Origin of the sequence: Burkholderia perseverans (assembly GCF_022870505.1) — a bacterium.
Lineage (GTDB): Bacteria > Pseudomonadota > Gammaproteobacteria > Burkholderiales > Burkholderiaceae > Burkholderia > Burkholderia plantarii.
This window is the reverse complement of record NZ_CP045094.1, coordinates 1,652,150-1,675,960: the sequence shown is the minus strand read 5'-3', so window position 1 is coordinate 1,675,960 and position 23,811 is coordinate 1,652,150. Positions and strand designations below refer to the sequence as shown.

Sequence of the window (23,811 nt, the reverse complement as noted above, 5' to 3'; positions counted from 1 at the left end):
CCCCGTCCACCGGCGCTAAAGTAATCAGGCGTACACGCGCGGGCCTCCTCCCTTCCCCGACAGCGAACCCAAACCGCCGTCCCTCCAGAGCTCCGCCGTAAGCAAGCGCGGCTCGCAGGTGCGCCAACACCATACGAGCCGCTAACCACCACCAACTCAACACCGGAGTTAGCCATGGCTGCCAAAGATCATAACGCACCGAATCTTTTCCCCACTCGTTTCGTGACCATTCGGGAGTCGTTCCGTTACAACCGCGACACCCTGTCCCCTACCGGGCGGCGTCAATTTGAATTAACCAAGTTTCCGTCGATGAGAATATCCGGAAAGTGGCTGGAAGCGGCGGGATTCGAGCCGCCGCAGCGCGTGAAAATCGAAGTAACCTCAGGGCGCCTGATCCTGACACCGATACCCGAGGAAGAATGCGACCACCTTGGCCGAGACGGATTCCCGATCACCGATTCCTTGACGGGATTGCGGCGTCGCCACCGCTACCAAGGGCGGCGCAAGGCAAGCGAACCCGCGGAGTGATCCAGCAAGCATTCACAAAATGAATTCATGAAGACAAAAAGCGCGCGACGGCCACCCGAGCCTCGCGCGCCCTCGGCGCAATCCACGAAATCGCCCAACCTCAAGCCAGAATCACCGCGTGGCCCCCACCGTCAACAACGCGCGATACGCCTCCTGATTCCCCTGCTGCTGCGCGAGCCGCAACGCCGTCGTCCCTCTCGCGTCCGCATGATCCGGGTCCGCCCCATGCTTGACCAGTTCGGGCAGCAAATCGAGCCTTCCAAACAACGCGGCAAACGACAACGCCGTCTCCCCCGCGTTATTCACCTGATCGATCGGGCACCGGGTCTCCATCAACCGCCGGGCAATATCGAGTTCGCCTTTGAAAATCGCCCCCATCAGCGCGGTATTCCCGTTCTTGTCGCCGGCACAGGCATTCGCCCCATGCGAAAGCAGAAACCCCATCGCCTCCGGCTGCGCGTCATACGCGGTGAGAATCAACGCCGTATATCCACGCGAGGTCACCGCATCGACCGGATACCCCGCCTGCAGCAGCGCGTCGAGAATATCCGTGCGCCCGAGTCGCGCCGCCGCGAACCAGTCGTCGTCGTAGTGGTGGACATCCTGCACGGTCGCGCCCGGTTCGGGCTTGTGCAATTCGGGCGCGGCGCAAGCACCGAGCGAAACCAGCAGCGCGGGCAGCACGGCCTTGACGAGCGCGGATGGGAACCTGCGGAACGGCATGACATAACGCTCCATCGAAAGACGAAAGAATCGATCCAGGGCAGCGAAGCGCGAGCACACCAACCACAACACAGCCGCAACACGCCCGCTGCCCCAAACAACCCATCAAGCAGGCCGCCGCCAGGCACCCTTCACACAAGAGCGCCCCCAGCGGCCCACATCAAGCTCACGCTCACATATCGCTGAGCGTCGCGGCCTTCGCCTGCACCCGCGAAAGATCCGCATGCGTCGCCGCCGCCAGCCGCTTGCCGTAATCCGCATCGGCCATGTAGAAGTACGACAGCATCGTGATCTTGTTGTCGTCGTTCGTCACATGGTTCAGGTCAGCCGACAGCGCCGTCACGAGATCCGCCTTGTCCTGCTTCGACAGCGCCCGGTAGTACTCCCCGGCCTGGCGGAAATTCAGCGTCTTGTGGATCGCCTCCTGCTGCGTCGTGCCATGCAGCGGCGTGCGCACGTACTTGTACTTCGGGTCCTGCGGGATCTCGCCGAGCGTGGACGGCTCGTAGTTCACCTCGCCCTTGCGGTCGCCGGCGTTCATCAGGCCGTCCTGGTTGTTGTTGACCACCGGCACGCGCGGCCGGTTGATCGGCAGCGAGTTGAAGTTCGGCCCGAGGCGGTACATCTGCGTGTCGGCATACGAGAACATCCGGCCCTGCAGCATGCGGTCCTCCGACGGCTCGATGCCGGGCACCATCCGCGACGGCGCGAACGCCGATTCCTCGGTGCTCTCGAAGTAGTTGTCGGGCACGCGGTTCAGCGTCATGGTGCCGATCTTGCGCTCGGGCACGTCGCTCCACACCTTGGTGTCGTCGAGCGCGTCGTAGTCGAACTTGTCGAGATCCTCGGGCTTCAGCACCTGGATGTAGAGATCCCACTTCGGATCGTCGCCGGCCTTCAGCGCGCCATACAGGTCGTTCGACATCAGGTTCCAGTCGCGGCCGATCGAGGCGGGAATGTCCTGCGGGCGGATGCCGTGCATGCCCTGCTCGCTCTTCCAGTGGAACTTCACGTAATGCACCTCGCCCTGCGCGTTCACGAGCTTGAACGCGTGGACGCCGAAGCCGTCCATGTTGCGATACGAGTTCGGCATGCCGGCGTCGGAGTACAGGCGCGTGAGCATGTGGGTGGCTTCGGGCGCGTGCGCGAAGAAGTCGAACGCAAGGTTCGCGTCCTGCACGCCGGTCACGGCGCTCGGCTTGTTGGCGTGGACGAAGTCGGGGAACTTGATCGCGTCGCGAATGAAGAACACCGGCAGGTTGATACCCACCAGGTCCCAGTTGCCCTCGCTCGTGTAGAACTTGGTGGCGAAGCCGCGCGGGTCGCGTGCCTGCTCGGGCGAGCCGCGGTAGCCCATCACGGTCGAGAAGCGCACGAACACCGGCGTGTGCGCGCCCGGCGTGAACACCTTCGCGACCGACAGGTCGGAGATGTCCGCGTCGGCCACGAACTCGCCGAAGGCGCCCGTGCCGCGCGCGTGGACCACGCGCTCGGGAATCCGCTCGCGGTCGAAGCGCTGCAGCTTCTCCACCAGGTGCGAATCCTGCAATAGCGTCGGGCCGCTCGGGCCGGCCGTCTGCGAGTTCTGGTTGTCGCCGACCGGCGAGCCGTTGTCGCGCGTGAGGTTGCCGGCCGCGAACGCCATCGACGACATCATCAGGCTGATCGCGGCCGGGATGGCCCAGCGCGACAGATTTCTTTGCGTCTTCATACCGTCTCCGTGAGGAAGTGACACCACTGTGGTTGTTGGTTATCGGGACGGAGGAATCGTATTGACGCGAGACGTCGAATGCCAATTTGCATTCACGATGAATCGAATAGCCATTCTCAATCATATGCCGGATTCGCATGCTGATACGGCGCTTCGCATCGCCACAAAACCCAACACCAGCAAGGACTTTCACCGTACCAAGCGGTACCTTGATCGATCAGCAATCCGATATTTCCGCCACTTTTCCGGTGACATTTCATGAAATGTGCTATGGGCTTTTTGAAATCAGTATTTATTGCGATGCGTCAATTCCAGACATCGGAATAAATGCCAATTATTCGGCAAACGAAATGAGAAGGCAGTAGCATCGTGCGCGAACCAGGGCGACCTCCGCATCGCCCGGGGCGGTTCACGGCGTTCGAGGCGAAAAAAAACGGGCCGCCAGATCGGCGGCCCGTCGGTTGGCTTCGTTCGTTACCGCGCGGGACTCACTCCCAGGCCGACGCCGGCACCGTTTGCAGATCCTCCGGCACGAGCGTGGCGACCGACACGTGCGGCCAGCTCAGGCCCGCGAAGTCGAGCAGCACGGTCTGCGCATACTGGATCTGGGTGGAAGTCACGGTGAGGGTGACGGACTCGGTCAGCTCGCGCGGCGGCGTGACGTCGAACACGGGCACCGGCAGGCCGGGCAGCGTCGGCGCGGGCGACAGCTTCAGCGCCGGCTCGCCCGGCTGGTACGGCGGCACCACGATCTGGTGCTGCACGGTTTCGATCCAGAACGTGGAGGCCATCAGCACGCTGTTGGCGTTCGGCTGCGAGCGGTTCGCGTCGCCTTCCAGGAACGCGATGTTGTCGATGCCGCCACCGAATTCCGGCAGTTGCGGCGCGGTGGTCACGGTGAACGTCACCGTGTCGAGCACGGTCTGGCTGGCCAGCACGTCGCGCAGCACCTGGGTGGGATCGTCGAGCACGGCCTGCGTGATGGTGCCGGCCTCGATGAAGCGCGACAGGTCCTGCGGGATGCGCGGCGTCTGCGCGTCGCTCGCGATCTGGCTGGCGAAGTGGATCCGTTCCCCCGGGTTGCCGATGACGAACGGCGTGATGCCCACCGGCGAGATGTCGGGCGGCCCGCTCGTGGCGGCCGCGGGCTCGAGCCCCTGCGCGTTGATGGTGGTGCCGTGCGGGATCGAGGCCATCCGCGCCAGCGACGCGCCGAGCACCGGTTGCGTCTCGGTGGCAGGCACGCGCATCCACAGGCCGGGCTCGAAATGGATGCCCACCGGCGCGCCGTCGCCGCGCCCGGTGTCGTTATTGGTCACGTCGTTGACGGCCTGCGCGTAAGGCACGCCGTTCAGGAAAATATCGGCCTGCGCGCGCAGCCCTCGATTGGGCACGCTGCCCAGCGCCTTGGTGAACGACAGCGTCTCCTGTGTCAGGTTCAGTTCGAGCACGTTGTCGTCGGGGATGCCAGGCGGGATCGGGTTGGGAAACGCGGTGCCGCTGTCGGGCACCGAACTCCGGGGGCGGAAGATCGTGTTGAAACCAGGGCCGCTGAAGGTGCCCGTGAAGCGCGACAGCGCGATGCCGAGCGGCGGCTCGGGCTCGGCGCCGAGCAGTGCCGCGCCTTCCGGCAGCACCTGGCCGAACTGGAAATTCTGCGGCAGCGATATCAGGGTGTCGTCTGCTTCGGGTTGGGTCGGTTGATCGGTCATGATAATAGGCCCCTTAGCGATATAGGAATGTCAGCGTGGGAAAAACATGGCGATCGCGATCCGGCCGGATCTCTGATTCAAGCAATGCGGGATGGCGTGAAATCGAAAGACTGGCCCCGGCAACGCCTTGAAAAGAGTCGGTCTGGTCGCGTCTCTGCCTTTCTGGTTCTTTCAACGAAACAGTGCCGATACGTGCGGCCGGAAACCTTGCTGCACGGCCTCCTTCCGCCCGGCACGCGTGAATGTAAGGTTATAAATTCAGGCGGGCAATGAATGGTAAACCCCAGTGATGGCGATTTTCGTGTCGCCTGGTTATTTTGATTAGCGGGGTTTTCTGTTTACTACTGCCGGGATTTCGGGTCGCAGTTGCACAAGAGACATGGCTGAGCGATATCGCGGAGTTCCGGATTTCGGCCGGCTGGCCTATCCGTTCTGGTGATCTACTGCTTGGACTGGCTAGTGGCAACTGGACGATCAACTGGTCAATCGACAGGCATCCGGACCCCGGGCTTGGGAAAACCATGCTGGTTAATTGACCCTCGCTACGCTCGCAGTTCGCCACCGCTCATCGCAACGAATCAGGTTTTCGTCACCACCGTGAAGATCAGAACATCGCTGTAGCTACCAGGCTTCAACTGAGGCATTACGAAGGTCCTGAAGGTCGGTGAAAAACAGGTGGGACTCGTTACATTCAACCGGATTCCCGCTTTTACCGCATTCGGTAACAACACCGTACTTGAGCCACTGTCCAACGCCAGACTATACGGTACAACCTGCGTCGGATCATCCAGATCTTTTAATTGATACTGCCCCCCGATCAAGCCATTCTGGCTATCGGCGTCGATGACGATGTCGAAGCCGGCAATATCCGGATCAGAATACCAGAAGCAGAGCTGATCGCCCATCGCCGTAAATCTTTTCTCTCCATGTTGCGGTGGCAGTTCACCCAGATTCCAGTCAGGAACGTTCGCGACCAACATAATCGAAGGCTTCGGAGGTTTTGGCGGATGATCCGGTGGGACCACCGGACACCCTGTTCCTTGCGCGCCTGGATATAAATAGGCCGCCCCCATTTCCTCATACATCCCCCAATAACCTATTACAGGGCCACCAAGAAACATGTCAGCGGCGAGAACACTGATCGCTTGCCTGGCACTCCCTGAGAATGTTGCAGTCAAGTGCATGGTAGATGCCGCTGCGTTTTTCCATTGCCCGCTTACCCCCCAGATCATCACATGATCGATATTGGGAATGCCATACTGATTCGCCCGCTTCACTACGGCCTCTATTCCATCCGCCTGCACATTCACTGGAAGCGAACCGGAGCCGAGCGCATGTGGCATCCCGTCACTGTCATACGCCCATAGCATAATTGCATGGTCCATGAAATTAAACGGACTTTTTTTATAGAGAATATCGACAGAAACGGTAATGGAATTATCTCCATTTTCTTGCCAAGTGCAGTTTTGATAACCGTAAATCAACGGATATGCAGTCGCATTCGATTGACCCATGACCGATTCGCTAAAAAACAGAAAAGACAGGATAAGAATCCAGCCCATTGCAACCACGCTGGATTTCTCCTTGCTGAAAAAGAGACCTCTCCCAAAATCACGCATCGATAATCGGCATTTCTGCCGGAAACATAAGCTGCCAACTGGATATATCAATATCGCACTCCGCTCGAGCAATCTGGCGCCTGACCGCGCGTTGACTTTCGATACGCAGGAGCCGCTAGCCTGGCGATGCAACGTGCATGACAGGCAGCATGACCGTAAGCCGCGGTTGAGGGTGGCCGGCGAGCGTGGACAAATCGACCGGCCTGGAGGACGCCGCAGGTAGCGAACGAGGATGCGCAACGACTGGAGCGAGGCAAACCGGACAATTCGCCTGCCTTGCCGGACGAAACGGCTGGCGCAACAGAATCGAGAGAAACGTAAGACCTTCGAGCTTTTCATGCTGGCGCCGGCGTCTCGTGCCGGCGTCTCGTGCCGGCGTCTCGTGCCGGCGTCTCGTGCCGGCGTCTCGTGCCGGCGTCTCGTGCCGGCGTTAGCTTTCAGTTAGAAACTGTGGCACCCGGACGAGCACGCATATTGATCACCCTCACGGTTTCGAGTGTTTTTGTTATCTCTTTTTCAATGACGATCCGTCGGCTTTTCCATTTGAAATAACACGGCACGCCAGCACCGGAATCGACGGTGCCGGCGCCCACCCGTGGCTCGCGATTGATTGACTACTCGCCCGAGCGCAACGCGATGCCGCGCACAGCCTCACGTCCCGGTCGTGTCGGCGGATCTCGGTGGAGCAGGCGGTGCCGGAGGAATGGATATCGAGGCGGGTGCGAAAGCGCCCCGCGAGGCGGTGCCCCCGGCGCGTCGCACTCAGGCCGCGCGCAGTCGCTTGTGTTCGAGCGCGATGTCGCGGAAGTTGCGGAACAGGTCGATGCCGGCCTCGGTGCTGATCGATTCGGGGTGGAACTGCACGCCGTGCAGCGGCCGCGTGCGATGGCGGATGCCGTGGATCACGCCGTCGTCACCCCACGCGCAGAGTTCGAACGGCTCGCGCACCTGCCGGACCACGAGCGAGTGGTAGCGCACCACGGCCAGGTCGGCGGGCAGCCCCTGGAACACGCCGCGCCCGTCGTGATGAATCACGTTGACGCGGCCGTGCATCGGCTCGGGCGCGAGTCCCACCTCCATGCCGTGCAGGTGCCCGAGGCACTGGTGGCCGAGGCACACGCCCAGCAGCGGCAGCTCGGTATCGCGGATCACGTCGGCGCTGATGCCGACGTCGCTCGCCACGGCCGGCGTGCCGGGGCCAGGCGAGATCACGATGCAGTCGTAGCGGGAGAAGTCGATGGCGTCGAGCGCGGTCGTGTTCTTCACGACGGTCGGCTCCACGCCGCACACCTGCCCCATCTGCTGGAAGATGTTGTACGTGAACGAATCGAAGTTATCGATGATCAGGGCTTGGCACATCGTGGCGCGAACCTGTGAACGGGTGGAGAAACGCGGCCGGCAGCCGGCCGCGCGCGTGGATCAGATCAGGCCACCGCGCCGCGCTTCGCGTCGACGTAGCCCGCGAAGCGCCGCACGCCGTCCTCGATCGCCTCGGGGCCGGCGTTGCTGAACGCGAGCCGCACCTCGTCGCGGCGCGTGCCGTCGAGCGAGAAGAACGTCATCGGCATTACGATCACGCCGTGATCGCGCGCGCATTCCACGGTCTCGCGCTGGCCGAATTCGAACGGCAGCGTGACGCCGAGGAAGAAGCCGCCGTCGGGCCGGTTCCAGCGCACCGCGCCGCGCCCGCCGTCGAACGCGCGTTCGAGCGCGCCCACCAGCGTGTCGCGGTTGCCGCGATAGAACGCGCGCGGTGCCTCGACGAGCCGCGCGAGGCTGCCGGCCTCGCGCAGCAGCACGCCGCCGACCAGCGCCTGCGTGACCTGGCTGGTGTTGACGGTCACGAAGCTCTTGCGCTCGGACAACTCGGCGCGCAGCCGCTCGGCGGCGGCCTCGCTGCCGAACAGGCGCCGCGGCAGCACCGCCGCGCCCACGCGCACGGCCGGGCACAGCGTCTTCGAATAGGTGGCCAGATAGATCACGCAGCCGGCCGGGTCGAGCGAGAACATCGGCGCGGTGGGCGTGCCGTCGTAGCGGAACATGCCGTAGGGGTTGTCCTCGAGCGCGACGATGCGGTGCTCCAGGCAGCCGGCGATGATCGAGCGGCGCTCGGCCTCGTCGAGCACGGTGCCGGTGGGATTGTCGAACTCGGGCGTGAGGTAGAAGCCGCGTGCGGTCTTGCCTTCGCGGCGCAGGCCGGCGGCCACGCGCGCGAGCGCCTGCTCCCAGGTCTCGCCATCCTCGCATTCGATCGGCAGGATCTCGATGCCGGCGAAATCGGCCACGCCGGTGATGCCGATGTAGGTGGGGTTGCGCGCCAGCATCACGTCGCCGGGCGCGCGGCAGAGCGCCGGCACCAGCAGCGCGAGCGCCTCCTGGCAGCCGGCCGTCACGACCACCTGCGCGGCCTCGCAGGCCACGCCCTCGTCGCGGCCGAGCTGCTCGGCCATCAGCGCGTTGATGATGCCGGCCGTGCGGCCGTACTGCGCCAGCAGGCGGCCGGCCTGCGTCACGCTCTGGCCGGCGGCCCGCGCCGCGTGCGCCTGATAGTCGGGCACCGCGGCCAGCCATCCTTCGAGCGAGAAGAACTGCTCGGCGGGGCGGCCGGAGGCGAACGAGATCGCCTGCGGGTAGTCGTTGGCCGCCTCGTTCAGGAAGTTCATCACGGAAAGCCGCGATGCCGCGGCTGTGGTTTGCGTCGTCAAGGCGCCCTCTCCTCGTTGCTTGTCATGTCGGGCGGCCGGCCCGGCCGCCGTGCCGGCGGTGCTTCAGTAGGAGTCCGATTTTTCCAGTTGATCGAACAGCGACTGGATGTTGTCGTCGACGAAACCGTGCTCGCCGTTGCGCTTGATGATCTCGAAGCTGAGGCCGGTGTTGCGGTCGCGCGAGGTGAACGATTGCGTGAGGCCCGGCCCCTCGATCACCGAGGTGTCGAAGCCCATGCCGCGCCGGCGCAGCTCGTCGACGGTCTGCGCGACGTCGTCCACTTCGAGCGCGATGTGCGCGACGCCGGGGCCGAACTCGCTGACGAGGCGCGAGACCTGCGATTCGGGCTCGGTGCCCTGGCACAGCACGAATTTCAGCCCGCCGCCCGATTCGAGTTCGGCCGAGCGCATGCCCGTTTTCCTGCCCTGGATATGGCGCCGCGCCATCAGCCGGAAGCCGAGCACGTGGGTGAACAGTTGCACCGCGGCTTCCAGGTCGACCACCGCCAGCGCGATGTGGTCGATCGCGCGGTAGTCCAGGCCCGGCGCAACCGGCGTGGTTTCGCCGTGGGCCGTCTCGCCCTGCCCGGCCTGCGTGGATGAAGCCGATTGCGCCGCGGGTTGCGACCTCTGCATGACTCGCCCTCTCTCTCTTCGTTCTGTTCGCGCACTGCGCGCCGGGATTTCCGGCAACAGTGCGCCCGATCGTTGCCGGTACGATAGCACCGGCTCTCCCCGGGAAACTATTGGGTGATTTTTCTTGATGAAGCCGGCCGCATCGTTTCAGCGGCCGCGTTTCAGTGGTCGTATCGTGCGGGCGCGGCGGCCATTCTGTTAGCGCCTCGCCCGACGACGCGCCGATGGTTGCACCGACTCGCGCCGCGTGCGCCCCGCGATGCGACGCGGCGCCTGCACACGCGAACAAATCGTCCACAAAATTCGCCACTGTTTCGCGTTGGTGTGCATCGGTGCGTGCCGGGGCGCGCGGGTGCGTATACACTCGTGCGCTCCTGGCGGCCCGGGGTCCGATCCGCTGCCGCGCTTCATCCGAGCCCGATCTCGTCCCACCGGTATCCACGCCATGCCTTCACCGATCAACGTCGATGATTTCCGAACGCTGGCACGCCGCCGGCTGCCGCGCCGCGTGTTCGACTATCTGGACGGCGGCGCCGAGGACGAACGCGGGCTGCGCCGCAATCGCGCCGCGTTCGAGCGGCTCGCGTTCGTGCCGCGCCGGCTCGCCGACGTCAGCACGCGCGAGCTGTCCACCACGCTGCTCGGCACGCGCATCGCGGCGCCGTTCGTGATCGCGCCCACCGGCCTCAACGGCCTGATCCATCCCGACGGCGACCTCGCGCTGGCTCGCGCCGCGCAGCGCGCCGGCATTCCGTTCGCGATGTCCACGGCTTCGAACGTCTCGCTCGAACGGCTCGCGGGCGAAGCGGGCGGCGAGCTGTGGTTCCAGCTCTACGTGATGCATCGCGAGCTGGCCGACAGCCTCGTGCAGCGCGCCGCGCGAGCCGGCTATCGCACGCTGGTGATCACGGTGGACGTGCCGCTCAACGGCAAGCGCGAGCGCGACCTGCGCAACGGCTTCGCGCTGCCGCTGCGCTACACGCCAGGCGTGCTGCTCGACGGGCTCCGGCATCCGCGCTGGTCGTGCGCGCTGCTGCGCAGCGGCGGCGTGCCGACGCTCGCCAACGTGGGCGCCGACGACAACGCCAGCATCGAGGTGAAGACGGCGCTGCTGCGCCGTCAGATGGACGCGAGCTTCAACTGGAACGACCTGCGCCGGCTGCGCGAGCGCTGGCCGCACCGGCTGCTCGTGAAGGGCATCCTCGACACCGGGGACGCGGCGGCCTGCCTCGACGTGGGCGCCGACGGCGTGATCCTCTCGAACCACGGCGCGCGCCAGCTCGACGACGCGGTCGCCCCGCTCGACATGCTGGCCGCCGCGCGGCACACCTGCGATGCGCACGGCACGCTGCTGGTGGACAGCGGCATCCGCCGCGGCTCGGACGTGGTGAAGGCGCTCGCGCTCGGCGCGAACGCGGTGATGCTCGGGCGCGCGACGCTGTACGGGCTCGCCGCGGCCGGCGAGGCGGGCGTGACGCGCGTGCTCGAGATCCTGTGCGACGAAGTCGATCGCACACTGGCGATGCTCGGCTGCCGCAGCGTGGCCGAGCTGTCGGCCGCGCATCTGGCGCCGGCCGTGCCGGCCACGCTCAGCGCGCCGGCCGGCGAAGGCATCTGAACGCGGCACGCATCGCGGCTCACCCCGTCGCGCTCACTGCGCGGCCACGCCTTGCGCCGCCAGGCCCATGCGCCGGCGCGGCGCCTCGTCTTCGCCAGGCTCCGGCACTGCCTCGCCCGAGAAGTAATAGCCGGCGCGGCGCACGGTGCGAATGAAGCGCTTGCCTTCCGGGTCGTGAATCTTTTTGCGCAACTGCTTGATATGGACTTCGATCAGGTTCGTGCCGGGATCGAAGTGATGCTGCCAGACCGCCTCGAGGATCATCCGCCGCGTCACGACGCGATCAGGATGAAGCATCAGGAATTCGAGCAGGCGGAACTCGGTCGGACGCAGCATCACGAGCGTCGCGTCGACGAACACCATGCGGCGAATCCGGTCCAGCACGATGCCCGGCGCCCGCAGCTGCGCGGCGGCCTCGGGCGTGCTCGCGGCCGGCGGCCGGTCACGGCGGCGCAGCAGCGCGTGGACGCGCGCGCCGAGTTCGTCGAAGTCGAGCGGGAACGGTTGATAGTCGTCGGCGCCGGCCTTCAGCATGCGCACGCAGCGCTCGATGCTGCCGTCCGGATCGAGCGCGAGAATCGGCAGCGTCACGCCGGTCGCGCGCATCGCCGCGACGAGCGTCGGGCCGTCGATGTCGGCGATGTCATGGGTCACGGTCACGAGCGCGTAGCCGCCGCCCGTCACGCGATAGAGCGCCTCGCGCGCCGTGGCCGCGTGCTCGACCGTCAGGGCCTCGCGCGCCAGCGAGGCGGCGATCCGGCGCGCGAGCGGCGCGTCGGGTTCGATCGTGAGGATGCGGGTCATGAGCGGCCTCGCGCGCGGTTCGGGTGGCGGTGTCGGGTCCGCGGGCCGGGGCAGCCCGGGGGCGGGTTCGACGCGAGCCTCATCGCTCAGCTGCCGAAATACACGTTGCAGTAGCTGGCCGGGCCGACGCAGTCGGCCGCGGGCATCGAGGCCGAGCGCTCGCCTTGCGCGGCCGCCGCGCGCTGTGCCTGGTCGGCCGAGACCTTCGCCTCGGCGGCCTGCAGCGCGGCCGGATAGTCGGTGCTCTCGCCGCCCGACGGCACGTAGCCGGCCTGCTCCAGCGCGACGAGTTCGGCGTAGACCTGGGCGCGCGTGATGGGCGCGCCCGACTGCGCGAACGACAGTGCCGGGACCGACAGGGCGCAGAGGGCGATGGCGAGGGTGGTCAGCTTCTTCATGATGGTGCTCCTGGTAAGGGTGGCGCGGGCGGCCGGGAAGTCGTCCGCTCGCGGTGCTGCCCGGTCTTTCGACCGTGAAAAAATCACTTCGACATCCTGATCAATCGATGGATTTCGTTCCGCTCGACAGGCCGGGAGGCTTCGTTGATCAGGCTGTCAAAAGTGCTAACAAGATCTCGCGGCGAATATTCCGGATCGCATCGAAAACTTTTCGTTGCGCATGCCACGAGTGGCCTGGCGGCATGGTTGCGAGGCGAGTCATGCGTTGCGGTGATGGATCGGCGCGAGGGTTTCGCGACGCACGCGGCATGAACGGCTGCGCGCGTCCTTCATCAGATCGCGGGCCATGCGGTTTTGGTTACATCGACGTGGAAACTGCGGACGAGAAACGCGGCGGGAGGGGAAGCGGAAGGAAGAAAAACGACGGAGGCGGAAACGACGATCGACGTCCCGGCACGCCGCCGGGCCTGTCCCACCGGGGGTCTACGATGCCGGCGCCTCGGCCCGCGCCACCAGATCCACCAGCGCCTGCGCGCTCGGCGACAGCGAGCGGCCCTTCGGCCAGACCAGGTGCAGCGCGCGCGTGATGCGCAGGCCGGCGACTTCGACGGCCACCAGCTCGCCGCGCGCGATCTCGTCGCGCACGCTCAGCATCGACAGATAGGCGAGCGCCGGCTGCGCCACCAGCATCCGCTTGATCGCCTCGGTGTCGCTGATCGACATGCGCGGCTCGATGCGCAGCCCGTGTTGCGCGTAGGCATCCTCGACGATCGCGCGCGTGCCCGAGCCCGGCTCGCGCAGGATCACGGCGCGCGCGGCCAGCTCGGCCGGATCGAGCCGCCGGCCCGCGAGCGGGTGACGCGCCGAGGCGATCACGGCGATGTCGTCGGCGCCGATCGGCCGTGCGTTCAGCAGCGCGGCGTCGAACGGCCCCTCGACGAAGCCGAGCGTGAGGCTCATGTCGCGCAGGCCGGCCTCGACGCGCTCGGTGTTGGCGACGGTCAGGTCCACCGCCACGCGCGGATGCCGCGCGCTGAAGCGCGCGATCAGCTCCGGCAGCAGATAGACGCCGAGCGTGCCGCTCGCGCCGAGCTTCAGGTGCCCGGCCGCGAGGCCCGCGAGTTCGGCCAGTTCGGCCTCGGCCGCGTCGGCGAGCGCGAAGATCCGCGCGGCATGGTCGAACAGCAGGCGCCCCGCCTCGGTCAGCGCAACGCCGCGCGGCAGCCGGTCGAACAGCACGAGGCCGAGCCGCGCCTCCAGCTCGCGGATCTCGCGCGTGACGGCCGGCTGGCTCACGCGCAGCCGCGCGGCGCCGGCGCTCACGCTGCCGGCGCGGGCGACTTCGTGGAAAGCCAACAAGTGCGTGAAATTCATCGGGCGGGTTCGGTCGGGATGTTGGGGACGGCATGCCCCCGCGCAGGCAAACACGGTTTCGCGCCGCTTATTCCCGCCGCGCGAGGATTGGGTGAGGCAAGCCGCGAAAAGCCGGCACGGGGCGCTCGTGCGGCCAAAGCATATCAATAAAGCATGCCTGCAATCTCAATTATGTATTTTTCCTATCGCATGGCGCTTCGTAGACTGGTTTCATCTCGACCCAGACGGAGACCGTCATGACATCCCCCACCCTCGCCCGCTCGCGCCGCCACCGGCCGGCCTGGCTCGAAAGCGTCCGCCAGTTCACGCCGAACTGGTTCGCGATCACGATGGGCACCGGCGTCGTCTGCCTCGTGCTCAACGCGCTGCCTGGCGCGTCGCCGCTCAAGACGCTGCTGGCCGGCTGGCTCTGGCGCCTCGACATCGTGCTCTATGCGCTGTTCGCGGCGATGTTCGTCGGCCGCCTCGTGCTGTTCGGCGAAACCGTGCGGCCGCTGCTGCATCACCCGCTGCAGTCGATGTTCCTCGGCGCGATCCCGATGGGGCTCGCGCCGATCGTCAACGGCATCGTGCTGTTCGCGGGCGTACACGACGGCAACGCGGCGACATCGGCCGCGCTCGCGCTGTGGGCGTTCGATGCGCTGCTGTCGGTGCTGGTGGCCGTCGGCGTGCCGTACCTGGCGTTCACGGTGCAGGCGCACAGCTTCGAGCGCCTGACCGCCGCGCTGTTGCTGCCGATCGTGGCGCCCGAGGTGGCCGCGGCCAGCGCCGCGCTGCTCGCCCCGCATCTGCCGGCGGCCAGCGCGCAGGTGGTGGTGGGTGTCGGCTATCTGCTGTGGGCGATCTCGGTGCCGCTCGCGTTCTCGATCCTGACGATCGTGCTGTTCCGGCTGGTGATCCACAAGCTGCCGCATCGCGAACTCGGCGTGACGAGCTGGCTCACGCTCGGCCCGATCGGCACCGGCGCGCTCGGCCTGATCACGCTCGGCGAGGCCGCCGCGCGCGCGTTCGCCGGCACCGCGCTGCAGCCGGCCGCGCTGCTCGCCCGCGATTTCGGCGTGTTCGGCGCGCTGCTGCTGTGGGGCGCGGGCCTGTGGTGGCTCGCCTGCGCGACGCTGTTCATGTGGCGCTATCGCCGCGAGGGGCTGCCGTTCAATCTCGGCTGGTGGGGCTTCACGTTTCCGATCGGCGTCTACACGCTGGCCACCTTCAACCTCGCGCGCGTCACCGGCTTCGGCGCGTTCACCGAGGCCGGCGTGATGTTCGCGAGCCTGCTCGGCATGCTCTGGCTGCTGGTGCTGGCCCGCACGCTGCACGGCTTCACGGTCGGGCGCATGTTCCAGGCGCCGTGCCTCGCCACGCGGCACGGTTGAGGGCGGCGCGGCCGGCGTGCGCAAGTGGCATCGCCTGCCGGCTCGACCGTCGTGCACGAACACGACTTCAACGGCCGAGGCCCGCACGACCGGCAGCGAGACCCACTCCCCCCCGAGCCTACGGCGCGAAACGCAGCGTATGCCGCGTCTCGCCGGGCAGGAACGGCAGCGCCTCGCCCTTCACCCACGCCTCGTGCCCGGCCAGGAAGAACGGGCTCAGCGGATGCCCGCTCTGCCCGCCCGGCATGTTGAAGATCCCCTGCGCCTCGTGTCCCGGCGCCACCACCATCCGCTCCGACTGGCCGAAGTTCGGGCCGGCCACGCGCGGCATGCCGACGTCGCCGGGCACCTCGTCGGCGGGCGCCTTCAGCCAGCGGCCGAACAGCGGCACGCTGGCCGCGAACGGATGCACGATGCGCAGCGTGTTGCGCCGGCCCCAGGTGGCTTGGTCGAGCGGCGTGCCGTCGTGCGTGACGTCGGCGATGGTCCGGTCGATCGCGGCCAGCTGCACGTCGCGCCAGTTCGCGGCGCCGGCCGGCAGCCAGCCGGCCGGCTGCGCGTCGAGCAACCGCTCCAGCACCACCGCCCAACGCGGATTCGCAAGCTGGTAGGCGGCCTCGGCATCCTCACGCTTGATCTGCGCGTTCAGCCCGCCGAACACGTCGTCGGCCAGCGTATAGAGGAAACCGCGCGCGAGCCGGTAGCCGACCGAATCCACGCTGGCCCGCCCGTCCCAGCTCTGCGTCAGCAGCCGGCGGAACGCCGCCCGCTGCGGGTGGCCGGCCAGCGCCGCGTCGTCGAGCACGCGCAGCGCGCGCTCGCGCCATGGCGTGATGAAGCGCGCGCGATCGTCGAGGTCGACGCGGTAGGCGGCCTGTTCGTCGGTATGGCCGAGCGCGGCAAGGTCGTCGCGCAGCTGGCCGGCGCGCGCGCCGTTGTCCGCGCCGCCGTCGCCGATCAGCCGGTAGGCCGCGCCGGCCAGCTGGCGGTTGTTGGCGGTCCAGAGCTGCCCGGCCGCCGGATCGACCACGCGCGGCACGGCGTCGGGCGGCAGCGCCGCCTGCCATGCGCCGGCGTCGGCGCCATCGGCTGCCCCCGTGATCGCGCGGCGGTCCGGCAGCGGGCCGGCGATCGACCAGCCGATATCGCCCGCGCGATCACCCACCACCACGTTCTCGGCCGGGATGCCCGATTCGTTCGCCACGCGCAGCGCCTGGTCGAGATTCGTGGCGTCGGCCATCCGCGCGAGTTCGAGGTTCACCGCGCCGGGCGCCTGCGCGATCCAGTGGATCGCATAGGGCCGCCCGTCGAGTTCGCGCACCGGCCCGAGCGAAGTCTCGACCACCGGCAGCGTGACGGACGCGGCGCCGTGGACGCGGATCACCTCGTCGTAGCGCCGCGCCGTCTCGGCCCGGCCGCCGACGCGAAACGCGAGCGGATCGCCGCCGTCGTGCTCGACCGGCACCAGGTCGAGGCCGTCGATATAGCCGTCGGTGAAGCCCCAGGCCACCTGGCCGTTGCTGCCCACCACCACCGCGGGCACCCCGGCCAGCGTCACGCCCACCACGCGTCGCGCCGGTTGCGTGCCGTCGTTCGTCACCAGCGCCGCGCGATACCAGGTGTTCGGCAGCGCGATGCCGAGATGCATGTCGTTGCCGACGATCGCCGCGCCGTTCGCGCTGCGCGCGCCCGCGATCACCCAGTTGTTGCTGCCGATCGACGAGCGGACCTCGAGGTCGGCAAGCTGCCTGGCCGGGCCGGCATCGGTCGCGGCCGGCGCGCGAAAACCGTCCGGCGCGCTGGCCGGCAGCGGCGGCGCGGGCAGATCGATGGCGGGTGCGTCGAGCGGCGCGTCGAGCGCCGAGGCGGCCGGCAGCAGGAAGGCCGCCTGCGCCGCGCTCGCGTGGGTGGCGAGCCAGTTGCGCGCGATCGCGCGCGGCAGCTGGTTGCCCTGCAGCTCGAAGTACATCGCCCAGATCGCCAGCAGCGAATCCTCGGGCCGCCAGCGCGCCGGCCGCGCGCCGAGCAGCACGTATTCGAACGGCCGCGCGCCCAGCGCGGCGAGCCCGTCGTTGACGCCCTGCGTGTAGCGGTCGAGCAGCCGGCGCTGGTCGGGCGGCAGCTGCGCGAGCGTGGCCTCGGCGCGCGCGCGCAAGCGGAACAGCCGGTGCGAGCGATCGAAGCCGAGCGCGATCGGCCCCACCAGTTCGGCCAGCTCGCCGGCGCCGCTGCGGCGCAGGTAGTCCATCTGGAAGAAGCGGTCCTGCGCGTGCAGATAGCCGACGCCATAGGCGAGATCGAAGCGGTCGCGCGCGGTCACGGTCGGCACGCCGAGCGCATCGCGGGTGGCCGTGACCGGCGCACCGAGGCCCGCCGCGTGGATCTCGCCGTCCAGTTGCGGCAGGCTCGCGCGCAGGAACAGGAACGCGCCGGCGGCCGCCAGCACGACGACGAGCACGACGAGGCTCGCCAGCATCTTCAGCCACCACACCGGGCGGCGCGTTCGGAAAGTCATGGGATCGCGAATGGATGACACAGAAAGGCGGGACACGCCGGCATCGCGAACGCCGTCGGCATCGCGCGGCGGCGAGCGTCCGGTCGCCCGCGCCGGCCACCCCGTTCGGCGCGCGGCCGGGCGGCACCCGGACCAGGCATTCGACTGATCATAGCGCGATCGCCGCGCGCGCCGCCAGCCGGCCCGAACTGTCGTGCCGCCAGGCGCAGCGCACGCACCGGCTGCATTGGCTTCATCGGCGGCATTGGCCCCCCCCCGTTCGTCGAAAAAAAACGATCGGCTGTAACCGGCTTCGAGAGGCCCGCGAACTAACCAGCGTACCCACCATGGGTACCGTCCAATCACTCACAGGAGAACCTCCATGTCCGCAAAGAAATCGGTCAATTCCGCCCTCATCGTCGGCGCCGTCGCCAGCCTGCTCGCATCGGTCGCGCACGCCGCTCCGCTGACGCAAGCCGAGGCGAGCGCCGCGCTGGCCGCCCACAAGGAGAAGTGCTACGGCGTCGCGCTGAAAGGCCAGAACGATTGCGCGGCAGGTCCCGGCACGACCTGCCAGGGCACCTCGACGGTCGATTTCCAGGGCAACTCGTGGAAGTTCGTCCAGGGCGGCACGTGCGCCAGCATCTCCGTGCCGAACGGCGGCCACGGCTCGCTGACGCCGATCAAGTCGTAAGCGGCGCACGGCACTGGAGACGACCATGGCACATACCATCGTCAGCCCGGCAGGCCACGATCCTGGCCGTCTCCAGCCGGCCGTCCCGCGCGGCCTGCTGGCCGGCACCAGCCTCAAGCCGCAGCACCTCGCCGAGATCCTCGACGACGGCCTCGCCGGCGGTTTCTTCGAAGTCCACGCGGAAAACTACATGGGCGCGGGCGGCCCGCCGCATCGCTCGCTCACGGCGATCCGCGAGGCGTATCCGCTCTCGGTGCATGGCGTCTGCCTGTCGATCGGCGGCCCGGCTCCGCTCGATCGCGACCACCTCGCCCGCTTTGCCCGCCTCGTCGCGCGCTATCAGCCGGCGCTCGTCTCCGAGCATCTGGCCTGGTCCACGCACGACGGCGCGTTCTTCAACGACCTGCTGCCGCTGCCCTACACGAAGGCCACGCTCGATCGCGTCTGCGAGCACGTCGACCAGGTGCAGACGGCGATCGGCCGGACCCTGCTGCTGGAGAATCCCGCCACCTACGTCGCGTTCGAGGCATCGACGATGAGCGAGACCGAATTCATCGCCGCCGTCGCGCGCCGCACCGGCTGCGGCCTGCTGCTCGACCTCAACAACGTATTCGTTTCGGCGACCAATCACGGCGAATCGGCCGAACGCTATCTCGCCGCGTTCCCGCTCGACCGGGTCGGCGAAATCCATCTGGCCGGCCACACCGCGCAGCACGACGACGAAGGCGCGCCGCTCTTGATCGACAGCCACGATCGCGCCGTGGCCGACGCCGTCTGGCGGCTCTATGACGACGTGCTGGCGCGCACCGGCCCGCTCCCGACGCTGATCGAATGGGACAGCGCGCTGCCCGACTGGCCGACGCTGCGCGGCGAGGCGCTGGAAGCGCGGCGCCGCCTGTCGGCCGCGGCAGCGGCCCGGACAACGGCACAAACGCACACGCATGCGGAGGCGTCCGATCATGTCAGCTGAAACTGGAATGGATTCGGATCGCTGCGCATCGGCGTTCGCGGCCGGCCTCGTGAATCCCGAACTGGCCGCGCCGCGCGGCGTGATCGCGCATGGCGGCAAGGGTGTCGTGACGCGCTACAACGTCTATCGCAACAACGTCACGGTCAGCCTGATCGACGCGCTGGCCGCGATCTACCCGGCCGTGCAGCGCATCACCGGCGTGGAATTCTTCCGCGCGATGGCGCGCTTCCATCTGCGCGAGACGCCGCCCGTCTCGCCGCTGCTGTTCGAATACGGCCGCGCGTTCCCCGACTTCATCGCGCGCTACGAGTACGCGCGCGAGATGCCGTGGCTGGCCGATACGGCACGCATCGAACGCGCCTGGCTCGACGCCTATCACGCGGCCGACCTGCCGGTGCTGGCGGCCGACGCGTTCGCGTCGATCGCGCCCGAGGTGCTGGCCGAGGTGACGTTCACCGCGCACCCGGCCACGCGGATCGTGCGCTCGCCGTATCCGGCCGTCGCGATCTTCGCGATGAACAAGCAGGACGGCCCGGTCGAGCCGCTCGTCTCCGGCGACGCCGAGGACGCGCTCGTCACGCGGCCCGATCTCGACGTGATCGTCTCGCGCCTCGCGCCCGGCGGCGCCGTGTTCCTCACCGCCCTGATCGACGGCGCCCCGCTCGGCGCGGCCGTCGCGATCGCGCTCGATGCCACCCCTTCGTTCGATCTGCCGGCGAACCTCGCCGCGATGATCGACAGCGGCGTGTTCAGCGCCGTTCACCTCGGAGACTGATCGACATGTCAGCCCCTCGCACGCCTTCCCGGCCGCTGTCCGGCGGCCTCCCCGAATGGGTCCGCCGCGCCCGGCTGGCCGTCGAATGGTTCGCGCAACCGTGGCTCGCGCAACTCGCGCTGCGGCTCGCGCTCGCGGTGCCGTTCTGGAAATCGGGCGTGCTCAAATGGAGCGGCGTGTTCCAGCTCAACGACACGGCGATCGAGCTGTTCACGAGCGAGTTCCAGCTGCACCTGCCCGGCGGCCCCTACCCGTTCCCGATGCCGGCGCTGTTCGCGTTCCTGTCGGGCTGCGGCGAGGTGGGATTCCCGGTGCTGCTGGTGCTCGGCCTCGGCACGCGGTTCGCCGCGATCGGCCTGCTGCTGATGACCTGCGTGGTGGAGCTGACGGTGCCCGACGGCTGGCCGGTCCACCTGACCTGGGCCGCGATGGCGCTCGGCATCGCCGCCTGGGGACCGGGCCGGATCTCGCTCGACAGCCTGCTCGGCGATCGCTCGCCGCGCACGTGAGCCGGCTCCGCGCGGCGCGCCCCGACCTGCGCGCGAGCCCGCCCGTCATGTGCCGGTTCGCTGCGCGCGGTCTCGGCGTTCGGGATGGTCGATGCGAACCTCATGGCGTGCATCGCTCGGGCAGCCTTGCCGCCGCCCCGGCTCCAGGATGAAAACGCGCGACCTCGTCACGCGGCTCGCGGCCGACCTGCGGCCCGTCGAGCCCGGCGCCGTCGCGCGCCGCATCGAGCGCGCGCTGCTGACCGGCTTCGCCGGCAGCGTCGCGCTGCTGGTCGCGCTGTACGGCATCCGCAGCGACATGCCGGAAGTGATCCTGACCACGCGGTTCTGGGCGCGCCTCGCGTTTCCGCTCAGCCTCATCGTCGCGGCGATCAAGCTGACCGAGCGGCTCGGGCGGCCTGGCGCGCCGGTGCGCATGGCGTGGATCGCGGCGGCGCTGCCGGTGCTGACGATGCTGCTGGCGGGCGGCGGCGTGCTGCTCGCCACGCCGCCCGGCTACCGGCTGCAGCTGATGCTCGGCACGAGCGGGTGGCTGGCCGCCGCGAACCTCGTGCTGCTCTCGCTGCCGCCGCTCGCGGCGGCGATGCACGCGCTCAAGGGGCTCGCACCCACGCGCCTCGCGCTGGCCGGCGCGGGTGCGGGCCTGCTGGCCGGCGCCCAGGGGCTGCTGGTGTTTTCGCTGTACGGCGCCGATATGTCGCTGTCGTTCTGGGGAATCGGGTACGCGCTGGCGATCGTGCTGACGACCGCGATCGGCGCGGCGCTCGCGCCCGGCTGTCTCAGGTGGTGAGACGCGCGCCGCTCAACGGCCGTGCAGGCACTCGCCCACCACCGGCGCGGCGATGCATTCGCGCAGCGCGGCGGTATGTTCGATGAAGGCCGCGTACATCAAGAGCGAGCAGTCGCTCTCGCGCAGCGACATGCTCATGTTCGCCGTTTCGGTCTCGAGGCGGCGCAGCAGCCCGTCCTTGTCCGGGCAGATCTCCATCAGCGCCTTCAGCAGCGCCTCCTGCGCGTGAATCCGGCCGGACAGCACGTCGATCCGCATCTCGTCCTTCGTCATCCTGCCCGGCGGCATGCCGTGTACCTCGCCCACGTATGCCGTCCGCGTCTCCTGCCGCACGTTCATCTGGTCTCGCTCCTTTGTCCCGATCGCGGGCGCGGTATCGCCGTGCCACCACGAAGCAAGCCGCCGCCGCCGTCCTGCCCGCCCCATCGATACCGCGCCCGTCAGTCAATCACGCCATCTCCGTCGCTCCGCCCGCGTCCGCCTCAGCCGTGCCGCCACGGCGCGCCCGGTGCCGCCACCGGCTGCCGCGCGGCGTGCCCGGCCGCGCCGGCCAGCGCATCGCCGCGCGCGACGGCGCCCTGCTGCATGCCGGCGTCGTCGGGCGTGCAGCCGCCGAGGATCGCCAGCGCGACGGCACAGGCGACCAGCAGCGCGCTCGCGGCCAGACAGCATTTCTCGACCGTCACGGCGACGCTTCGGCGCGCCTGACTGAATGGACGTTCCATGGCTCTCCCGATGATGACCCGGCCCCTCGCCGCGCCCGCCGCCGTGATGCCGGCGAACCACCTCGCGCCGCGCTGCGGCAATCAATCGATATCGTCAATTATGTTCGGCTTCGCATGCAATTCATTCGGGCATTTATGCTGAATACAAAATCAACCGCATTCCGTGATTGACTGCAATTCGATCGGCCTGGCGCCACCCATCGCCCGCGCCGGCATGGCCGGCGTCCGGTTATCGAAACAAGGAACAACGGATTATTTCACGAATGCCGCGGCGGGCTTCGGCGCCATCCGCGCGCGCGTCGCGCGGCGCCGTCCCAGGGCTCGCACCGCCTTGCCGGCCGGCGTACCCCGCCAACGCGCCCGTATCGTAACACCCGAATTTTCCAGCCACTATATTAAATATCAGTGCCGTCTGATAGCCCTTTATCGATGAAAAAAGATTCCGTACCGCACATGTTTTAAGTGAATCATTTATTGATCCAGCAAACCCAGCGTGGCAGCCCGCTTTACCGTCAGTGAAATGTGATTTACGGAAAATTTTTCATTAAGCCGCTTGTAATAGCCGTAGACCGTCGGTACCGCGACGCTCAATTCCTTGGCGATGTTGTGGGCGGTATAGCCGCTGCGCAGCAGCCGCAGGATGCCCGTCTCGCGTTCGGTCAGCGCCAGCGAACGCGCCGCGTCGCGGCGGATCTGCCCCGCGTGCCAGTCCAGCAGCTCGTTCGCGATCAGCCGGAAGAACATCCGCTTCGCGTGCAGCGCGGGCTCGGCCTCGCGCGCCGGCGCGGCGCTGCCCACGTAGAGCACGCCGCCCAGGTTCAGCGTCGGCAGGTGGGCCGGCGCGATCAGCTTCGCGCCGAAGCCGTGCGCGGCGTCGTGCGTGCGCAGCGCGAGCTGGCCGTCGGTCTGCGGCGCGATCGAGCCGGCCGTGGTGGGGGTGGAGGTGCGGCGCGCGTAGGCGATGCCGGGGTCCGCGTCGAACCAGCGCCGCTCGCGGTAGCCGCTGAGCCAGCCCGGCGCCGCGTCGGTCAGCACCGCGTCGTCGTCGAGCCGCTGATGGGTGGCGCCTTCGGCCGGCATCAGCAGAAACGCGAAGCGCTCGCCGCCCAGCGGCCGGATCAGCCGCGCCACGATCTTGCGCAGCGTGGTGCGATCCGGTGCGTGCTCGAGTTCGTCGAACACGGCGAAATAGTTCTGCTGGTCGATCTCACGCACGGCGCCCACCTCGCGCCTCGGGCCGCGCCGGTGCCGGCGGGCTGCGCCGGGCCGCAGCCGGTTGCTGCATCGGGGTTTCCGTCAGGACAGTCATGCGAACGCTCTCTCTCGGTAAGCTGCGACGTCCGAGAGCGGCTGCGCTGCCCTCGATCACGTCGCGACGTCATGGACACGTCTTCACTTCACCTGCTGCATGCCGACGATCGCGCGAATCTGCGATCGCAGTTTGCTTGATCCTTCCAATCGAAACGCGGCCGTCGTTCCCGTCTCGGGAAAGCCGGCCCTGCCGCTACTGCTTCAACCGCTCGTCACGCTTGCCGACGCGCCGCCCGCCGTGGTCGATGCCGTCGGCCGGCGCGCGGCGGGTGAATCCGTGCCGTCGCGCGGCATGCCTCGCGCGGCGGCGGCGGCCGGCCACGCGGGCGCCCGCGCCCGGGG

The 23,811-nt window shown here is 68.0% G+C and carries 22 protein-coding genes; 8 read left to right on the top strand and 14 right to left on the bottom strand.

All coding sequences use genetic code 11. The features are described 5' to 3' along the window. Positions 1-174 precede the first annotated feature (174 nt). Complete coding sequence (locus BpN12_RS22045; protein ID WP_246797574.1) at positions 175-528, top strand: SymE family type I addiction module toxin; 354 nt, start codon at positions 175-177, stop codon at positions 526-528. 111 nt (positions 529-639) lie between these two features. On the opposite strand, the gene BpN12_RS22040 is transcribed toward BpN12_RS22045, so the two are convergent. The 7 genes from BpN12_RS22040 to BpN12_RS22010 all read right to left on the bottom strand — a co-directional run bounded on the left by BpN12_RS22040 (position 640) and on the right by BpN12_RS22010 (position 9,634). Beyond that, a complete protein-coding gene (locus BpN12_RS22040; protein ID WP_246797953.1) occupies positions 640-1,251 on the bottom strand; it encodes an ankyrin repeat domain-containing protein in 612 nt (203 codons plus the stop codon). Between the two features lie 172 nt (positions 1,252-1,423). Next, on the bottom strand, positions 1,424-2,905 hold the full coding sequence (locus tag BpN12_RS22035; RefSeq protein ID WP_246797952.1) for a catalase: 1,482 nt from the start codon (positions 2,903-2,905) through the stop codon (positions 1,424-1,426). Positions 2,906-3,450: 545 nt separating this feature from the next. Then, positions 3,451-4,674, bottom strand: a complete 1,224-nt coding sequence (locus tag BpN12_RS22030; RefSeq protein ID WP_246797573.1) for a heme-binding protein — start codon at positions 4,672-4,674, stop codon at positions 3,451-3,453. Between the two features lie 578 nt (positions 4,675-5,252). Next, on the bottom strand, positions 5,253-6,293 hold the full coding sequence (locus tag BpN12_RS22025; protein ID WP_246797572.1) for a hypothetical protein: 1,041 nt from the start codon (positions 6,291-6,293) through the stop codon (positions 5,253-5,255). Between the two features lie 762 nt (positions 6,294-7,055). Beyond that, on the bottom strand, positions 7,056-7,652 hold the full coding sequence (locus BpN12_RS22020) for an anthranilate synthase component II (RefSeq protein ID WP_246797571.1): 597 nt from the start codon (positions 7,650-7,652) through the stop codon (positions 7,056-7,058). Between the two features lie 65 nt (positions 7,653-7,717). Further along, on the bottom strand, positions 7,718-8,998 hold the full coding sequence (locus BpN12_RS22015) for an aminotransferase-like domain-containing protein (RefSeq protein WP_246797570.1): 1,281 nt from the start codon (positions 8,996-8,998) through the stop codon (positions 7,718-7,720). 63 nt (positions 8,999-9,061) lie between these two features. Next, entirely contained in the window at positions 9,062-9,634 is a 573-nt protein-coding gene (locus BpN12_RS22010; protein WP_246797569.1) for a VOC family protein, read from the bottom strand. A gap of 445 nt (positions 9,635-10,079) precedes the next feature. Here BpN12_RS22010 and BpN12_RS22005 point away from each other — a divergent pair, with 445 nt between their 5' ends. Beyond that, on the top strand, positions 10,080-11,252 hold the full coding sequence (locus BpN12_RS22005; RefSeq protein ID WP_246797568.1) for an alpha-hydroxy-acid oxidizing protein: 1,173 nt from the start codon (positions 10,080-10,082) through the stop codon (positions 11,250-11,252). A gap of 33 nt (positions 11,253-11,285) precedes the next feature. Here the strand turns inward: BpN12_RS22005 and BpN12_RS22000 are convergent, their stop codons facing one another. From BpN12_RS22000 to BpN12_RS21990, 3 genes are all read right to left on the bottom strand, one after another. Continuing rightward, a complete protein-coding gene (locus BpN12_RS22000; RefSeq protein ID WP_246797567.1) occupies positions 11,286-12,056 on the bottom strand; it encodes a response regulator transcription factor in 771 nt (256 codons plus the stop codon). Positions 12,057-12,142: 86 nt separating this feature from the next. Continuing rightward, a complete protein-coding gene (locus BpN12_RS21995; protein WP_246797566.1) occupies positions 12,143-12,454 on the bottom strand; it encodes a DUF4148 domain-containing protein in 312 nt (103 codons plus the stop codon). A gap of 483 nt (positions 12,455-12,937) precedes the next feature. Continuing rightward, positions 12,938-13,828: a LysR family transcriptional regulator gene (locus BpN12_RS21990; protein WP_246797565.1), complete on the bottom strand. Its 891-nt coding sequence runs from the start codon at positions 13,826-13,828 to the stop codon at positions 12,938-12,940. 236 nt (positions 13,829-14,064) lie between these two features. Here BpN12_RS21990 and BpN12_RS21985 point away from each other — a divergent pair, with 236 nt between their 5' ends. Next, positions 14,065-15,201 (top strand): TDT family transporter, encoded by a 1,137-nt coding sequence (locus BpN12_RS21985; RefSeq protein WP_246797564.1) that lies wholly within the window; start codon positions 14,065-14,067, stop codon positions 15,199-15,201. 118 nt (positions 15,202-15,319) lie between these two features. Here BpN12_RS21985 and BpN12_RS21980 read toward each other — a convergent pair whose 3' ends face one another. Continuing rightward, on the bottom strand, positions 15,320-17,716 hold the full coding sequence (locus BpN12_RS21980; RefSeq protein WP_246797563.1) for a penicillin acylase family protein: 2,397 nt from the start codon (positions 17,714-17,716) through the stop codon (positions 15,320-15,322). Positions 17,717-18,077: 361 nt separating this feature from the next. On the opposite strand from BpN12_RS21980, the gene BpN12_RS21975 reads away from it, so the two are divergent. From BpN12_RS21975 to BpN12_RS21955, 5 genes are all read left to right on the top strand, one after another. Continuing rightward, positions 18,078-18,389, top strand: coding sequence for a BufA1 family periplasmic bufferin-type metallophore (locus tag BpN12_RS21975; protein WP_042624587.1), 312 nt, complete (start codon positions 18,078-18,080; stop codon positions 18,387-18,389). A gap of 25 nt (positions 18,390-18,414) precedes the next feature. Next, positions 18,415-19,359 (top strand): MNIO family bufferin maturase, encoded by a 945-nt coding sequence (bufB, locus tag BpN12_RS21970; protein WP_246797562.1) that lies wholly within the window; start codon positions 18,415-18,417, stop codon positions 19,357-19,359. 7 nt (positions 19,360-19,366) lie between these two features. Beyond that, positions 19,367-20,134: an HvfC/BufC N-terminal domain-containing protein gene (locus BpN12_RS21965; RefSeq protein ID WP_246797561.1), complete on the top strand. Its 768-nt coding sequence runs from the start codon at positions 19,367-19,369 to the stop codon at positions 20,132-20,134. A gap of 5 nt (positions 20,135-20,139) precedes the next feature. Then, complete coding sequence (locus BpN12_RS21960; protein WP_246797560.1) at positions 20,140-20,643, top strand: DoxX family protein; 504 nt, start codon at positions 20,140-20,142, stop codon at positions 20,641-20,643. A gap of 148 nt (positions 20,644-20,791) precedes the next feature. After that, a complete protein-coding gene (locus BpN12_RS21955) occupies positions 20,792-21,433 on the top strand; it encodes a DUF1109 domain-containing protein (protein WP_246797559.1) in 642 nt (213 codons plus the stop codon). A 12-nt stretch (positions 21,434-21,445) separates the two neighbouring features. Here the strand turns inward: BpN12_RS21955 and BpN12_RS21950 are convergent, their stop codons facing one another. The 3 genes from BpN12_RS21950 to BpN12_RS21940 form a co-directional block, all read right to left on the bottom strand. After that, positions 21,446-21,772: a hypothetical protein gene (locus BpN12_RS21950; RefSeq protein WP_246797558.1), complete on the bottom strand. Its 327-nt coding sequence runs from the start codon at positions 21,770-21,772 to the stop codon at positions 21,446-21,448. Between the two features lie 143 nt (positions 21,773-21,915). Beyond that, positions 21,916-22,158 (bottom strand): hypothetical protein, encoded by a 243-nt coding sequence (locus BpN12_RS21945; RefSeq protein WP_246797557.1) that lies wholly within the window; start codon positions 22,156-22,158, stop codon positions 21,916-21,918. 471 nt (positions 22,159-22,629) lie between these two features. Further along, a complete protein-coding gene (locus BpN12_RS21940; protein WP_246797556.1) occupies positions 22,630-23,373 on the bottom strand; it encodes a helix-turn-helix transcriptional regulator in 744 nt (247 codons plus the stop codon). Between the last annotated feature and the right edge of the window lie 438 nt (positions 23,374-23,811).